This window comes from Variovorax sp. 05L425 (assembly GCF_056397705.1).
On the sequence record NZ_JBFTNY010000014.1, the window covers coordinates 1 to 14,564 of the forward strand.

General features: G+C 66.2%; 11 protein-coding genes and 1 pseudogene. 11 read left to right on the forward strand and 1 reads right to left on the reverse strand.

Going from position 1 to position 14,564, the window contains the following annotated elements:
- From garD to AC1DN9_RS16680, 11 genes and pseudogenes are all read left to right on the forward strand, one after another.
- A pseudogene (garD, locus tag AC1DN9_RS16630) lies at nucleotides 1-405 on the forward strand (galactarate dehydratase); the annotation flags it as partial.
- Between the two features lie 47 nt (nucleotides 406-452).
- Complete coding sequence (locus tag AC1DN9_RS16635; RefSeq protein WP_478102062.1) at nucleotides 453-1,337, forward strand: 2-hydroxy-3-oxopropionate reductase; 885 nt, start codon at nucleotides 453-455, stop codon at nucleotides 1,335-1,337.
- Nucleotides 1,338-1,362: 25 nt separating this feature from the next.
- On the forward strand, nucleotides 1,363-2,151 hold the full coding sequence (locus AC1DN9_RS16640) for an HpcH/HpaI aldolase family protein (protein ID WP_478102064.1): 789 nt from the start codon (nucleotides 1,363-1,365) through the stop codon (nucleotides 2,149-2,151).
- A 90-nt stretch (nucleotides 2,152-2,241) separates the two neighbouring features.
- Nucleotides 2,242-3,303, forward strand: coding sequence for a class I SAM-dependent methyltransferase (locus AC1DN9_RS16645; protein ID WP_478102066.1), 1,062 nt, complete (start codon nucleotides 2,242-2,244; stop codon nucleotides 3,301-3,303).
- Nucleotides 3,304-3,498: 195 nt separating this feature from the next.
- Nucleotides 3,499-4,776 carry a hypothetical protein gene (locus tag AC1DN9_RS16650; RefSeq protein WP_478102068.1) on the forward strand — a complete coding sequence of 426 codons (1,278 nt, stop codon included), beginning with the start codon at nucleotides 3,499-3,501 and terminating at the stop codon, nucleotides 4,774-4,776.
- Between the two features lie 6 nt (nucleotides 4,777-4,782).
- On the forward strand, nucleotides 4,783-6,141 hold the full coding sequence (locus AC1DN9_RS16655; protein WP_478102070.1) for a hypothetical protein: 1,359 nt from the start codon (nucleotides 4,783-4,785) through the stop codon (nucleotides 6,139-6,141).
- Nucleotide 6,142: 1 nt separating this feature from the next.
- Complete coding sequence (locus tag AC1DN9_RS16660) at nucleotides 6,143-8,233, forward strand: hypothetical protein (RefSeq protein WP_478102072.1); 2,091 nt, start codon at nucleotides 6,143-6,145, stop codon at nucleotides 8,231-8,233.
- Nucleotides 8,234-8,245: 12 nt separating this feature from the next.
- The gene (locus tag AC1DN9_RS16665; protein WP_478102074.1) at nucleotides 8,246-9,349 is read left to right on the forward strand and encodes an aminotransferase class I/II-fold pyridoxal phosphate-dependent enzyme; all 1,104 of its coding nucleotides are present in this window, start codon (nucleotides 8,246-8,248) and stop codon (nucleotides 9,347-9,349) included.
- A complete protein-coding gene (locus AC1DN9_RS16670) occupies nucleotides 9,346-10,578 on the forward strand; it encodes a hypothetical protein (protein ID WP_478102076.1) in 1,233 nt (410 codons plus the stop codon). The genes AC1DN9_RS16665 and AC1DN9_RS16670 overlap by 4 nt, the downstream gene beginning before the upstream one ends.
- A gap of 40 nt (nucleotides 10,579-10,618) precedes the next feature.
- On the forward strand, nucleotides 10,619-11,929 hold the full coding sequence (locus tag AC1DN9_RS16675; protein WP_478102078.1) for a peptidoglycan recognition protein family protein: 1,311 nt from the start codon (nucleotides 10,619-10,621) through the stop codon (nucleotides 11,927-11,929).
- Between the two features lie 21 nt (nucleotides 11,930-11,950).
- A complete protein-coding gene (locus tag AC1DN9_RS16680; protein WP_478102080.1) occupies nucleotides 11,951-12,733 on the forward strand; it encodes an amidohydrolase family protein in 783 nt (260 codons plus the stop codon).
- Here AC1DN9_RS16680 and AC1DN9_RS16685 read toward each other — a convergent pair.
- A complete protein-coding gene (locus tag AC1DN9_RS16685; protein ID WP_478102081.1) occupies nucleotides 12,716-14,089 on the reverse strand; it encodes a sigma-54-dependent transcriptional regulator in 1,374 nt (457 codons plus the stop codon). The genes AC1DN9_RS16680 and AC1DN9_RS16685 overlap by 18 nt on opposite strands.
- Nucleotides 14,090-14,564 lie beyond the last annotated feature (475 nt).

Here is a 14,564-nt window from a genome sequence, read left to right on the forward strand (position 1 = left end):
TCGGGCAGCGCGCCGATCTCGGGCGTGATCTCGCCGGGCGAGAAGGTGCGCCAGAAGGGCCTGATCTACGCGGCGACGCCGGCCAGCGATTTCATCTGCGGCACGCTGCAATTGGCAGCGGGCATCAACCTGCATGTGTTCACGACCGGTCGCGGCACCCCGTACGGCCTGGCTCAGGTCCCCGTCATCAAGGTCGCGACGCGCGCGGACCTGGCACGCCGTTGGCACGACCTCATGGACATCAATGCCGGGACGATCGCCACAGGCGAAAAGACCATCGCCGACGTCGGCTGGGAAATGTTCAAGCTCATGCTCGATGTCGCCAGCGGGCGCAAGAAGACATGGGCCGAGCACTGGAAGCTGCACAACGCACTGGTGCTGTTCAATCCGGCGCCCGTGACCTGAGCCGGCGACTGGCGCTCCCCCCTGTTCAATCCATGCAAGGAACCTCAATGAAGATCGGATTCATCGGCCTCGGCATCATGGGCGCGCCCATGGCCCTTCACCTCGTCAACGCGGGGCATCAGCTCTGCTACGTCAAGCGCAGCAAGGTCAACGCGGAGATCGCGGCCAGCAATGCCATTGCCTGCGGCACTGCCAAGGAAGTCGCGCAACAGGCCGAGACCATCATCCTGATGGTGCCCGACACGCCGGACGTCGAATCGGTGCTCTTCGGTGCCGATGGCGTGGCCGCGGGCCTCAGCGCCGGCAAGACCGTGATTGACATGAGCAGCATCTCGCCCATCGAGACCAAGGCCTTCGCGAGGTCGATCAACGAGCTCGGCTGCGAGTACCTCGATGCGCCGGTATCCGGTGGTGAAGTCGGCGCCAAGGCGGCGAGCCTCACCATCATGGTCGGCGGCACGGAGGCCGGCTTCGCCAAGGCCAAGCCGCTGTTCGAACTGATGGGCAAGAACATCACGCACGTAGGCGGCAACGGCGACGGGCAGACCACCAAGGTGGCCAACCAAATCATCGTCGCGCTCAACATCGCCGCCGTCGGCGAGGCGCTGCTGTTCGCGAGCAAGGCCGGCGCCGATCCGTCCAAGGTGCGCCAGGCGTTGCTGGGCGGCTTCGCGTCGAGCCGTATCCTCGAAGTGCATGGAGAACGCATGATCAAGCGCACCTTCAACCCGGGCTTCCGGATCGCGTTGCACCGCAAGGACCTGAACCTCGCGCTCGCGGGCGCCAAGTCGCTGGAAGTGGCGCTGCCGCAAACCGCATCCGCCGCGCAACTGATGCAGGCCTGTGCCGCCCAGGGCTGGGACCAGCTCGACCACTCGGCGCTCGTGAGAGTGCTGGAGCTCATGGCCGACCACGAAGTCGTCAAGGGCTGATCGCCCATCCACCAGAAGGCAGCCCATGCGTCCCAACCGCTTGCGTGAGATCTGGAAATCGGGCGGCGCTGCCGTCAACGGGTGGCTCGCCATCCCGAACGGCTTTGCCGCCGAGACCATGGCCCATCAAGGCTGGGACTCGCTGACCATCGACTTGCAGCACGGCGTGGTCGACTACCAGGCGATGGTCGGCATGCTGCAGGCCATCTCGACCACCGACACCGTGCCCGTCGTGCGCGTGCCCTGGCTTGAGGCCGGCGCGCTGATGAAGGCACTCGACGCCGGTGCCTATGGTGTGATCTGCCCGATGATCAACACGCGCGAGGATGCGCAGAAGCTCGTCGCATGGACGCACTACGCGCCGCAAGGCACGCGCAGCTTCGGACCGATCCGCGCGCTGCTCTACGGCGGTGCCGACTACCCGCAGCACGCCAACGAGACCATCGTCACCTTCGCGATGATCGAGACGGCGAAGGCGCTCGACAACCTGGACGACATCCTGTCTGTGGAAGGGCTGGATGCGATCTATATCGGCCCCTCCGACCTGTCGCTGGCGCTGGGTTGCCGGCCCGTGTTCGACGACGTCGATCCGAAGGCGCAGCAGGCCATCGACCATGTCCTCGATCGCGCCAAGGCACATGGCGTGGTCGCCGGCATCCACAACGGCAATGCCAATGGCGCACTGGCGCGGATTGCCAAGGGATTCCAGTTCACCACCGTCAGTTCGGACGCGCGCTTGATGGCTGCAGGTGCGCAGCAGGTGCTGGCGACCATGCGCGCGAGGCAGGCCCCGCCTGGGGGGAGTTCCTACTGAACTGCGGCATTTTTCGCTCCGCACGTAACCGCTGAACTTCAAGGCCCGAATAACAAGCGGGAGGCCAACGCAAGTTCAAGGAGCGAAGCCATGCAGCAGATAGACGACGACAAGCTCAACGCCCTGCTCGGCAGGATGGTCAACGAGTTCGGCGCGTTGGCCAGTGCGCCGCTGGTGATCCTCGGTGACCGCCTCGGGTTGTACAAGGCGATGACGGGTGAAGGACCCATGACGGTGGATCAGTTCAGCGAACGCACGCACCTGCGCCTGCGATACGCGCAGGAGTGGCTTAGCGCGCAGGCCGCAAGCGGCTTCGTCGACTACGACCCGAGCGCGCAGACCTACTCGCTCTCGCCCGAGGCCGCACTGGTGTTGGCGGACGACAGCAGCCCCGCCTTCATGGGCGGCGGATTCGAATGCCTGATGTCAATGTTCCACGACATCGACAAGGTGCAGAAGGCCTTCCGCGACGGCACCGGCCTCGCCTGGCACGAACACCACCCGAGCCTGTTCTCCGGCACGGAACGCTTCTTCAGGGCCGGATACAACGCGAACCTGGCGCCGAGCTGGATTCCGGCGCTCGACGGCATGAGCGAGCGGCTGCATGCGGGCGCCCGCGTTGCCGATGTCGGCTGCGGCTTCGGTGCTTCGACGATTGTCCTGGCCCAGGCCTACCCTGCTTCCACGTTCGTCGGCTACGACTACCACGAACCTTCGATCAACGCTGCCCGCGAGCGCGCCGCCGCGGCGGGTGTTGCCAAGCGCGTGAGCTTCGAGGTGGCTGGTGCAAAGACCTATCCGGGCCGCGATTTCGACCTCGTTGCCTTCTTCGATTGCCTGCATGACATGGGCGACCCGGTGGGAGCGGCCAGGCATGTGCGCGAGACGCTGTCGCCGGACGGCACCTGGATGATCGTCGAACCCTTCGCCAACGATCGGCTGGAGGACAACCTCAATCCGGTCGGGCGCATCTACTACAGCGCCTCGACGATGATCTGCACGCCCTGCTCGCTGTCGCAGGAAGTGGGGCTCGGGCTTGGTGCCCAGGCCGGCGAGCAGCGGCTGGGCAAGGTCGCGCGCGAAGGCGGGTTCACCCGCTTTCGGCGCGCTGCGGAAACGCCCTTCAATCTAGTCTTTGAAGCGCGGCCTTAGTGATGCAGAGCAGGTCTGGAAGCCCGGATATCACAGGCGGCCCGGCTTGACCGCCGAAACGCGCTTCGCCAGATCGCGCGCTTCGCTGCCCTGAAGCGAAACATGTTTCGCTGAATGACCGTCCGCGCCCCCGACATTCGGGGTCTTCGCATCTGGCACACCGATTGCGAAGAGTGAGTCATGAACACGGCGGCCATGACCCAACGACTCGTGCAATACAGCCCCGAGCTGGAGGCTGTCGACGCGTTTGCGGACGGTCCGAGGAACGCAGTGACGCGTCAGTTCGAGCCGAACGCCGAGAGCTTCAATGAAGGCTTGATCATGGAGTTCGCCGCCGAGCTATTGGAAACACAGAGCGACGCATCCTTCGACGCAACGCTGCGGCGACTCGTCGATCGCGCAACGCAGGCGACTTCGGGTTCGCTGAATCCTGATGTCGCGAAGGCGCTGGAGCAGCGTCTGCAGGTTCTTTCGCGGAAGGCACTGCCATTTGCGGGCCGCTCGCTCGGGGTCCTGCACAACCCCAAGACCATGGCCGCTGCCGCGCAGCTCTTCGGCCTCGAACTCGAAGGACTCAGTCCCGAGGACAAGGAGTTCGAACTGACCAGGAGTTTCGTACGGCTGGCGGCTGATGCGGTGCGCCATGCCGCCGCCCTGCCGCTTTCGGCCTCACCGCAGGCCATGGCATCCCGTGCTGCCACCGAAGCCGCTCGCCATTGGGCGCCTGGCCTTCTTCGCACGGATGTCGGTCAGCGCGGTCCCATTCCCGGTCACGCCGGCGAGCGCCTTGGCGTTCGCGATTTCAACGCAATCACCCACCGCAAGGAGCCAACCATGCACGACATCGATCGCACACAGCTGGAGTATTCGAACGAGCAGTTCGAGTTCGGGGAGAACGAATGGTCGCCCGAGGGCACCTTCAACGAGAGCGAGGAATTGGAGCTTGCGAGCGAACTGTTGTCGGTCAACAGTGAAGCAGAGCTCGACCGCTTCCTCGGTGACCTGGTGAGCAAGGCCACCAAGGCGGTCGGCTCGTTCGTCCGCTCTCCGATCGGACAGGCGGTGGGCGGCGTGCTCAAAGGCGTCGCCAAGAAGGCCTTGCCGATGGCCGGCACAGCCATCGGCACCTACTTCGGCGGGCCGCTGGGCGCGAAGATCGGCTCGGGCCTGGCCAATGCCGCGAGCAATGCGCTCGGCCTCGAGGCCGAGATGTCCAACGAGGACCGCGAGTTCGAAGGCGCGAAGCAGTTCGTTCGCATCGCCGCGCAGACCGCCGCGAAGGCGGCGAATGCGCCCCCGGGCGCGGACCCCCGCGCCGTGGCCCAGCAGGCCGCCATGGCCGCTGCCATGCAGCACGCGCCAGGGTTGCTTGCCGGCGGTGCGCCCGCCGTTCAACAAGCTGGCATGGCGGGCGGGGCGCGCCACGGCCGCTGGCTGCGCCGCGGCAACAAGATCGTCCTCTACGGCGTGTGAATCGTCATGGCCGTCGGCGCGTACCCCACCTCGATGCTGTTGCAGGAAGCGCGCGCGCTCCTGACGAGGCTCGCCCGCGTCCGGCCTTTTGCGCTGGTCGAACCGATGGTGCCGGCGGCCAACCTCCTTCCCGCGGCGCAATCGGCGATCGAGCAGCACCTCATCGGCGGCAGGCGGGAGTTGCGTCGCATGGTGCGGTCGTTCATCGGGTGGCTGCAGAGCCCAGGGGCCCAGCGGGCGACCGCGGCCGAGGCGCAGCGCAGGTTCTCCTACCTGCGACTCAAGTTCAACGCGGTGCTCACGCAGTTTGATCTGTTCAACGACGTCATCACGCAGCGCAGCGAAAACGAGAGCGGCGTGTGGCTGTCTGGCCTCGACGTGGTGTCCGCGGATGCGCTGTCGCTGCCGGGCGCCTACTACGAGACGCCGCCCATCATTTGCTACCTCGATCGCGGCCCCGGCGCGGCCATTCGTCGCGCCCGCACGCGCCTGCCTGGCGGCGGCGAGAACCCCGTGGCGGTGATCCGCGTTCCGCGCGAGCGGATGATCGGCAGCGGTATCGCGTCGTCGCTCGTGCACGAGGTGGGGCACCAGGCGGCTGCGCTGCTCGACCTCGTTGTCTCGTTGCGTCCGGTGCTTCGTGGTCTTCAGCATGGCGCGGGTCCGAACGCGCTGGCGTGGCAGTTGTTCGAGCGCTGGTTGTCCGAGATCGTCGCCGACTTCTGGTCGGTGGCGCGCATCGGCGTGGCGGCCCCGATGGGTCTGATGGCCGTCGTGAGCCTGCCGCGTGCATTCGTCTTCCGGCTCAACGTCGACGATCCGCATCCGGTGCCGTGGATCCGCGTGAAGCTCTCATGCGCCATGGGCCAGGCGCTCTATCCGCACCCCCAGTGGCAGCGGCTCGCCGCACTGTGGGAAGCCTACTACCCGACGCGGGGCCTCGAGGCCGAATCGCTTCGCCTGCTGGAGCGGCTGCAAGCCGTCCTGCCGGCCTTTGTGACGGTGCTGACCGAACACCGGCCGGCGGCGCTGCGCGGCAAGACGCTGGCGCAGGCGCTGCTGGTTTCCGAACGCCAGCCCGCGCGTCTCGCGACGCTCTTCCACCTCTGGTGCCGCAGGCCGGACCAGATGTACCGCGCGCCGCCCTCGCTGGCCTTCGCCGTGATCGGGCAGGCGCGCTCGGACAGCCGCCTGAGTCCCGAGGACGAGTCCGTGCTGCTCGGCAAGCTGCTCACGCACTGGGCCCTCGCCAGCACGCTCGGCATGTCGTCGACCTGCGCCGCGGCCGGCCATGCGCTTCGCACGAACTCCGGCCTGGCCTTCTTCCAGTCCGACCGCCGATTGACCATCACCCAAGGAGAATGACATGAGCACGCAGCCAAACGCTTTGAACGAGGAACGCAAGGCGTCGATCGTCGTCAAGGTCACCGACGCGGGGGGATGCCAGGCAGTGCTGTCCGGCGCCTCGATCGCGCTCTACAGGAAGCCCAAGAGTAAGCAGGCGTCCGCGCAGGAATTGCTCCATGGCAACGTCAAGCCCACTGTGCAGCAGACCAGCCATCACGGCATTGCCGTCTTCGACGAGTTGGAGCCCGACACCTACGCGGTGATCTATCTCAACTACCCGATTGGCGTCGCGTCCGACTGGATCACGCCTGAGCCGGCCTGCGCGACGCATGTGCACCTGGAGCCGCGCATCGAAGCCTCGATTGCGAGCGTCGTTCAATCCGACGACTGCAAGCCGCTGGAATGCCGTCCGGTGCAAACCGGCGACAACGTGGTGTCGACGCTCTCGCACAAGAAGGACCTGCATGCGACCTTCGTTCCACCGCACGGCACGGTGCAGCTGAGCAACACATCGGACACCGCCGCGGAGTTTGCATGGACGCCGTCTCACCCCGGTCGCCATGACCGCTACTACACGATGCAGCTGCCGATCTCCCAGGAGGCCATGGGCGTCTTGTCGTCAGCGCTCCCGCCCGCCGAGCTGAACGTCGCCGAGAACGTCGAAGTCCGCGCGAAGCCGCCTACACCCGTGACGGGCAACGTCGGCGTTTCGCTCACCCGCACCGAGACGGAACGCACGGAAGACCTGCCGCTCTGGCTGGCGATCCGCAGCGGCACCGAAGCCCTGTCGTTCAACAACTACCTGCGCTACATGGACCTGCTGTTCTGCACCGAAGACAGGCAGGCCGCATCCAACGCGTTCCCCGCGGAGAAGAGGCTCTTCCAGCACCTGAAGCACAAGCGCTACCTGCCCTTCACCGACACCGATGCCTATCGCGTGCTCAAGGCGGCCACCGAAGCATTCGTGATGGTCAACTGCGCCGTGCTGCACTCGCCCGACTTCGATCGGCGCGATGACAACGCCTATCTCGACCGCCGCGACCTGCCGCCCGTCAACGGCTTCGGCGCCGCCTTCAAGCGCTATCTCGAACCGCTGGACCCGATGGGCAGGGAACGCGTGCTGCCCTACCTGGCACTCATACGACGCAAGCTGCCCGACATCCCGATCACCGATCCCGACCATGAAGAAGACAGCCTGTGCGTCGGTTTCGTGCAGGACAAGCTCACCAACCCCTGCCTGGTCGAACTGATCTGGTCCTACTGGCTCGAGGAAGCGATGCTGGTGCAGACGATGAACGCGATCACGCGGCGCTTCCAGAACATCCGTTCGCCGGGCACGCCCGATCCGCTCTCCAACCTGGAGATCGACCCGCTGCGTCCGCTGAACAACCTGATCTGGGGTTACACGCAGGATGAGCAGCACCGGCTGACGGTGAACCGGCGCAACTACGAATACGACCACCACTACGGCATGCGGCTGCAGGGCCGTGCCATCCGGTCCATGCGACCGGCCGATACGCGGTCGCAGTTCCTGGAGTCGTTCCATCACCTGCTTCGCCTGTGCACCGTGTTCTTCAAGCAGGACGACGACACGACGGTCAAGGCCGATGCCTTCCCGGTGCTCAACGCACTGAAGGAGGTGCACCTCGTGATGTCGCAGGGCGCGCACAACCAGTTCGGCGACCTGCCATCGACCGCGCGCATCGAAATGCTGATGCAGCAATGGCTGCTGGCGCGGCCCGAGTTCCGCGAGTTCCTTCCCACGCGGATCATGGTGGCCTACCCCGAGCCATGGATGGACCGCGTCGACGCGATGAAGAAGCTGCAGGGCTGGACGGACACGAGCGTCGTGCACTTCCGCAACCTGGCGATCTTCGGCGAGCAGTTGCTGCTGAGCATCCGCTACGGCGCATGGAGCGAAGTCTTCGAGCCGACGCAGGCCTTCAACTGGGCGCGGTTCTGGCGTCCGCAGATCCAGGGCTACAACCATGCCTTCTGGGCCGCCACGGGCGTCGAACTCAGCGGCGAGAAGGCCGACAAGACCGCGGACGCGACGCCGCCCTCCCTGCTGCTGCAGAGGCGGCTGGCCGTTCAACAGCGCAGCGCATGAATCGGGTGCGCCATGCTCGACTTCACGTCGTCGCTGTACCTCGGGTTCCAGCACCCGAGCGGCAGCGTACCGCCATGGGAGGCGCTGACGCTCGGACGTCCCGCCGCCTTGCAGGCGCCCCCGGGCGCGGCCGAAGTCGGGGCCGAGCTCGCGGCGTTGCAGGGCTGCGAGGCCTCGACGCTCCTGCCTTCGACCCTGCACCTTTTCTTCGACCTGTTCGGTGTGCTCAGCCGACACGACACGACGATCTACATCGAAGCGTCGACCTACGCGATTGCAAGCTGGGGCGTGCAACGCGGCGCGGCGCTGGGCACGCCGGTGCTGACCTTTCCGTTCGGCGATGCGGTCGCGCTTGAAAGGTTGATCGCGCGAGCGGGCACGTTGCGTCGCCGGCCGCTGATCGTCTGCGACGCGCTGCGGCCTGGAAGCGACCGGCAACCTCCACTGATCCGATACGCCGCGCTGGCCGCGCGGCACGGGGGTTTCCTGGTACTCGACGACACGCAGGGCCTGGGCGTGCTCGGACACGGCGCGCGCCCCGGGCGTGTGCTGGGCTGCGGCGGCGGTGGGTCTTTGCGTCACCATGGCCTCGGCGGTGCGCAGATCATCGTGGGCGCCTCGCTGGCCAAGGGCTTCGGCGTGCCGATGGCGGCGCTGTCCGGCAGCCGCTCTCTGGTGCGGCTCTTCGAGGCGCGCAGCCAGACCCGCGTCCACGCGAGCCCGCCATCGGTCGCGGTGATCCATGCCGCCCGCCACGCCTTGGCACTGAACAGGCGTTGCGGCGACTCGCTGAGGCTGCGGCTGTCGCAACGTGTCCGGCAGTTTCGCGAGCGCATCGCGCGGCTGTCGTTGTCTGCGACGGGCAACGAGTTCCCGGTTCAGTCGCTCGTGGCCCCGAAGGGCATCGACGCCGTCGCGCTGCACGCGGGGCTGATGCAGCGTCGCGTGCGCGCCGTGCTGCAGCGGGGCGGCGACAGCGGCGCATCACGGCTGAGCTTCGTGCTTACCGCGTCGCACACCGCCGAGTGCATCGATCGGGCCGTGGATGCACTCGCACAGACCCTTCGGGACAAGTCTCGCGCCCCGGCCATCCCAACATCTCTGGAGACATCATGAACGCACCCAACTCTTTCGAACTGATGTCCATGGGCAATGAGTTCGAGACTGCATCCGAAGAATTCGAGCGCGGCGGATCTCGTCGATCGAGCGGATCGCGTCGTCCCCCTTCGCGGCAGCGCGCATCGCAGCGTCGTTCGCCGCAGCGACAAGGACGCCGCTCGTCCTCGCCATCGTCGGGCTCGTATCGTCGGCCGTCGCGGCCCTACGGCTATGCGCCCTGGGCACCGTGGGGCGTGGATCCCCTGCCCTTCGGCGCCGGAGCGCAGTACCGCCGCTGCATGCGGCAATGCCTTGCGGCGGGCATGCCCCCACCACCGCCTGCCAGTCCGGACGCCCCCGCGCCGGAACCCGCCAGCGCTGCACCCGCCGGTGATGCGCCGGCCGCGAGCGCCGATTCAAGTTCATCCGACCAGGAGATCAACATGCACAAGCTGAGCTGCCAATGTCCAAAGTGCAATCCGGGCGCCAGGGCGTTCGACTTCATGGATTTCAAGCCGCGACAGGCCGAAACCTTCGAAGGGGAAGGTGAATTCGAGGGAGAAGGCGAAGGTGAGTACGAGGGCGAATACGAGAGCCAATACGAAGGACCGATGGGAGGCGAGTACGAGGCTGAGTACGAGGGGGAAGGCGAAAGGGAAGGCGAATATGAAGGCGAGTTTCCCTGGTCCGGCGAAGGAGAAGGCGAAAGCCCGTTCAGCGAGAGCGAGGAAATCGCACTCGCCGCAGAGCTGCTGTCGGTCACGAACGAAGCCGAACTCGAGCAGTTCCTCGGCGGCCTGTGGAAAGGCATCAAGAAGGTCGGTTCGACCGTCGCGAAGGCCGCAAAGCCATTCGCGGGCGTGCTGAAGTCGGTGGCCAAGACTGCCCTGCCCTTCGTGGGCGGTGCGCTCGGTTCGATGATCCCGATTCCAGGTGTGGGCACCGCGCTCGGCACCGCGCTCGGCAGTGCAGTCAGCAGTGCCCTCGAAATGGAGTACGGCGAGCTGGAGCAGGAAGACCGCGAGTTCGAGATGGCCCGCACCTTCGTGCGGATCGCAGGCACGGCCGCGAAGGACTTCAGGCCGCCTGCAAACGGTGGCAGCGTGCAGGCCGCCGTTGAATCGGCGGTCGCGAATGCCGCTCGGAAACACCTGCCGAACTTCCAGCCGCAAGCCGCGACAGGCACTGCGGCCATGAGCGGAACCTGGATGCGACGCAACGGCAAGCTGATCGTCATCGGCGCGTGATCGCGGACCGCATCTGTTCACCCCCAACGGGAGAATCGTCATGGAACAGTTCAATCCACTGGGTGCCCGCTTCGAGATACTGCCGCCGGTGCAGGGCGAATGGGGCATCGGCGACCTGGTCAGCCGCATCGGCAGCGGCATCGGCGCCGTGGCCAGCCGTGTGGCCAACGTCATCGGCAGCGACGGGATCATCGATCTCACTGCCCAGTCCGACAAAAGCATCCGCAAGGGCGCACGCGATATCAAGAAGGTCAATGCGCTGGTGCTGCACCAGATGGCCTGCTGCTTCCAGCGCAAGGATCCGTTGCGCGGCTACCTGCACCTGAAGGCCCACTTCGCGATTCTGCCCGACGGCAGGATCCTGAAGATCCATCCGGAGGAGCAGTTGATCTGGGCGTCGAACGGATTCAACGCCAACAGCGTCGCGGTCGAGTTCGCCGGCAATTTCCCGAACACCAAGGGCACGTGGTGGGAGGGCGACAAGTTCGGACGCAACCGCGTGACGCCGGCGCAGATCGAGGCCGGACGCCGGCTGATCCGCCACCTCATGCGCACGATGGGCCTGCGCATCGTGCTCGCGCATCGCCAGTCCAGCGCGTCGCGCGAGAACGATCCCGGTCCGGACATCTGGTCCGGCGTCGGGCAATGGGCGGTCGACACCCTCGGCCTCAAGGACGGAGGGCCCGGCTTCAAGGTCGGCGACGGCAACCCGATTCCTGACGCATGGCGCACGTGGGGACGCACGGTGCCCGCCACGCCGGCCAAGGAAGCCGAGTTCGGTGAATTCGGTGAGCTTGGTGAATTCGAGAAACAGCCCTATCTCGGGCCACTCACCGCCACGCTCAAGTGGATGTCGAAGATCTACACCCGCGACGAGGTGGTTGCCAAGGCGCACGGCTTCGGTGGCGTCTACATTGCCTTTCGCTCCGCGCCGCCTCAGGGCGGAATCGAGATCATCAAGGTCGGAATGACGGGCACCTTCGCCCGGCGCATGGCGGATCCGCTGTACGTCAGATACGCCAAGGATTGGCCGGACCTCCGCTTCTACCTTGCCGAAGTGCGGGGGAACCGCAGCAATCGGGGCATCGGCGGGGTCGTGCAGATGGTCGAACTCGCACTTGCCAGGCTGTTGAGGCGAGCCGGGATGTTGAAGGGAGACTATCTGCCCAAGCTGCCGGTGACGACCAGGGGCAAGGTCAAGATCACAAACCCCTTGCCACCCGGCCTTGAAGATCTCGTGCTGCCCAAGAGCAAGATTCCCCCTGACCCCTACGCCGGGACATACACGGCCAAACAACTCCAGTTGCCCGCCAAGTTCAACTGGGAAGCCGAGCAACGTGCGTTCGGCTGACTGCGACCCTGCGAGCCGTTGATGATCATCGACTGCCATTGCCACGCAGGCCCGGGCGACGGCTTCACCGGCCCGTGGGACAGCGGCGCGCCGCTCGACCACTATGCGCGTCGGGCTGCGCAAGCCGGCATCGATCGCACGGTGCTCTTTGCGGCTTTTCACTCCGACTACGCCGTCGCCAACCGCGCAGTCGCGCGCATCGTGGCGGGGACCCCCGCGCGCTACTGCGGCTTCGTCTTCGTTCACGCATCGCGCGACCGCGGGCGCATTGCGGCGCTCGTGCGCGAAGGCGTTGACCGCCTCGGATTCATCGGCATCAAGCTGCATCGGAACGACGCCAACATCACGCGTGAAGTGTGCGAAGCCGCCAAGGCCCATGCCTTGCCGGTGCTCTACGACGTGGTGGGTGAGGTCTGGCAGGCCGAGTTGCTGGCCGCTGAGTTTCCAGCTGTGAACTTCATCCTTCCACACCTGGGGAGCTTTGCCGACGACTGGCGCGCGCAAATGGCGCTGACGGACCACCTGATGCGCCACCCCAATATCTACACCGACAGCGCAGGCGTGCGGCGCTTCGACCTGCTCGCGCAAGCCGTGCGCCGCGCGGGCGCGCACAAGCTGCTGTTCGGATCGGATGGCCCCTGGCTGCATCCCGGCGTGGAACTCGCGAAGATCCGGGCGCTGCGAATGCCTTCGCAGGACGAAGCCCTGGTTCTCGGTGGCAATTTCCTGCGGCTGACCGCACGCGCACGCGCCCGGCAGCGCTCCAATGCTGCAACCGCAGCGACGTCAATTCACGGGGACTGACGCGTTCGCACCCCGTTGGCTGGCCCGCCGGATCTGCAATGCGCGATCCGTGACGCCCAGCCGCGCGGCTGCGCGCTGCAGGTTGCCGCCTTCGCGTTCCAGCGCCAGCTCGATGGCCAGTTCGGTCGCCGCCTGGCCGATGTCCTTCATGCCGATGCCCAGATCCACCGCCACGCGTACGGCCGATCGGAAACTGCTCTCCGGCCAGGGCGCCGCGCTGCCGTCGCACCCGATGCGGTCTTCATCGGGGATGTCGCCGATCGTGATCGGGCCGCTGCCTGCATGGCGATGGCAGATGCGCGTCACCAACTGGCGCAGATCGCGCACATTGCCCGGGTAGTCGCGCGTGACCAGGAACTCCTGAACGGTGCTGTCGATGACGATGTCAGCCCCATGGGGCAGTTCCTTCGCCATGAAATGCCGCACGAGGGGAAGGATGTCGTCCTTGCGCTCGCGCAGCGGCACGGTGCGGCACTGCCATCCCGCGATGCGATAGAAGAAGTCGGATCGGAAGCTGCCCTCCGTCACGCAACGTTCGAGATCGCGATTGGTTGCCGAGACCAGGCGCAGGTGCGTGGTCTGCCACGTGTTGCTGCCGACGCGCTTGAACTTGTGCTCCTGAACGACCCGCAGCAGTTGCGCCTGCAGGGCCGTGCTCAATTCACCGACCTCGTCGAGGAACAGCGTGCCGTTGTCGGCCAGCGCAAACGCACCGTCGCGCGCGCTCATGGCGCCGGTGAACGCGCCGCGATCGTGGCCGAAGAATTCGCTGCCCGACAGTTCGGGCGTCACGGTCGTGCAATCGACGACGACGAAGTCCCCCTTGTCGCGGCGCGGGTCGAGGTCATGGATCAACTGCGCGATCAGCTCCTTGCCGGTGCCGCTTTCGCCGGTGATCAGCACCGACGATGTCGTGAACGAGGCCACCTCGACGATGCTGCGCACGACGCGGCGCCAGGAGAGGCTTGCGCCGACGAGCGAATCGCAAACGCGGGGCGATTCGAGCAGCGCGCTCACTGTCGACCAGCGGCGCAAGCGACAGGCCACGTCATCCGCGACAGGAGGCAGGCAAGGCCACTGCAGCACGTCGAACGCACCCGCGCGGATCAGCGACCACAGCGTGGGACTCGGCACGGGCTCGCAACCGACAGACAACGCAAGAACCGCGTTGCCCTGGCTGGCCCCGCGCAGCAGCGAGAGCACGCGCTCGTCGATCGTGTCGAACACCACCACACCGACCGGCGATTCATTCGAGGCGCACGTGCAAAGGTCGGCCCCTTCGAGCAGCGAGACAACCTTCGCGCGCAGGCCGTGCTCGACCGAATCTGCGAAGGCAACCCACGCCGACAAGGCCATCGCCGTCTTCCTCCACGCAGGAGCGTTTTCTCACGCGCCGAACCGGGCATCTCCCGGACTGCCCCCTGCGCCCGCGCGGCCATCGGGCGAAATGCGTGCGATCGACAACGACGGGCAATGCATGGGAACCGATGACGCTGAGTCGAAAACTTGGAGGCGGTTCGCCTGAATGGGGACTTCCGTTTTAGTTTTGAACTCCTCCCGCCGCTAGTTATGGTTGGACCGTCGGGCCTCTGTGGCGAGGGACGCAAAGTCTGCGCTCGGCCGAGGAAGAAGGGCATCGTCCAAAAGGAGTATTGGCGCCGCGCCACGTCGACATGAGTCGATCTCCGTCGCCGCGAAGGATGTCGACGCGGATCGGTGCACCGTGCTGCGCCATGCTCGTCATCAGCGGCTTGGTCAGCAGCGCGCCCGGCCCCGAGGCCAGCGAGATCAGGTGCCGCAGTTGTACGAGTGTCATGCAAGAATAAAGGCC

Bases quoted from the DNA above. Each gene is read 5' to 3' on its own strand.
- AC1DN9_RS16635 (WP_478102062.1), top strand. From the start codon at position 453: ATGAAGATCGGATTCATCGGCCTCGGCATCATGGGCGCGCCCATGGCC.
- AC1DN9_RS16640 (WP_478102064.1), top strand. From the start codon at position 1,363: ATGCGTCCCAACCGCTTGCGTGAGATCTGGAAATCGGGCGGCGCTGCC.
- AC1DN9_RS16645 (WP_478102066.1), top strand. From the start codon at position 2,242: ATGCAGCAGATAGACGACGACAAGCTCAACGCCCTGCTCGGCAGGATG.
- AC1DN9_RS16650 (WP_478102068.1), top strand. From the start codon at position 3,499: ATGACCCAACGACTCGTGCAATACAGCCCCGAGCTGGAGGCTGTCGAC.
- AC1DN9_RS16655 (WP_478102070.1), top strand. From the start codon at position 4,783: ATGGCCGTCGGCGCGTACCCCACCTCGATGCTGTTGCAGGAAGCGCGC.
- AC1DN9_RS16660 (WP_478102072.1), top strand. From the start codon at position 6,143: ATGAGCACGCAGCCAAACGCTTTGAACGAGGAACGCAAGGCGTCGATC.
- AC1DN9_RS16665 (WP_478102074.1), top strand. From the start codon at position 8,246: ATGCTCGACTTCACGTCGTCGCTGTACCTCGGGTTCCAGCACCCGAGC.
- AC1DN9_RS16670 (WP_478102076.1), top strand. From the start codon at position 9,346: ATGAACGCACCCAACTCTTTCGAACTGATGTCCATGGGCAATGAGTTC.
- AC1DN9_RS16675 (WP_478102078.1), top strand. From the start codon at position 10,619: ATGGAACAGTTCAATCCACTGGGTGCCCGCTTCGAGATACTGCCGCCG.
- AC1DN9_RS16680 (WP_478102080.1), top strand. From the start codon at position 11,951: ATGATCATCGACTGCCATTGCCACGCAGGCCCGGGCGACGGCTTCACC.
- AC1DN9_RS16685 (WP_478102081.1), bottom strand. From the start codon at position 14,089: ATGGCCTTGTCGGCGTGGGTTGCCTTCGCAGATTCGGTCGAGCACGGC.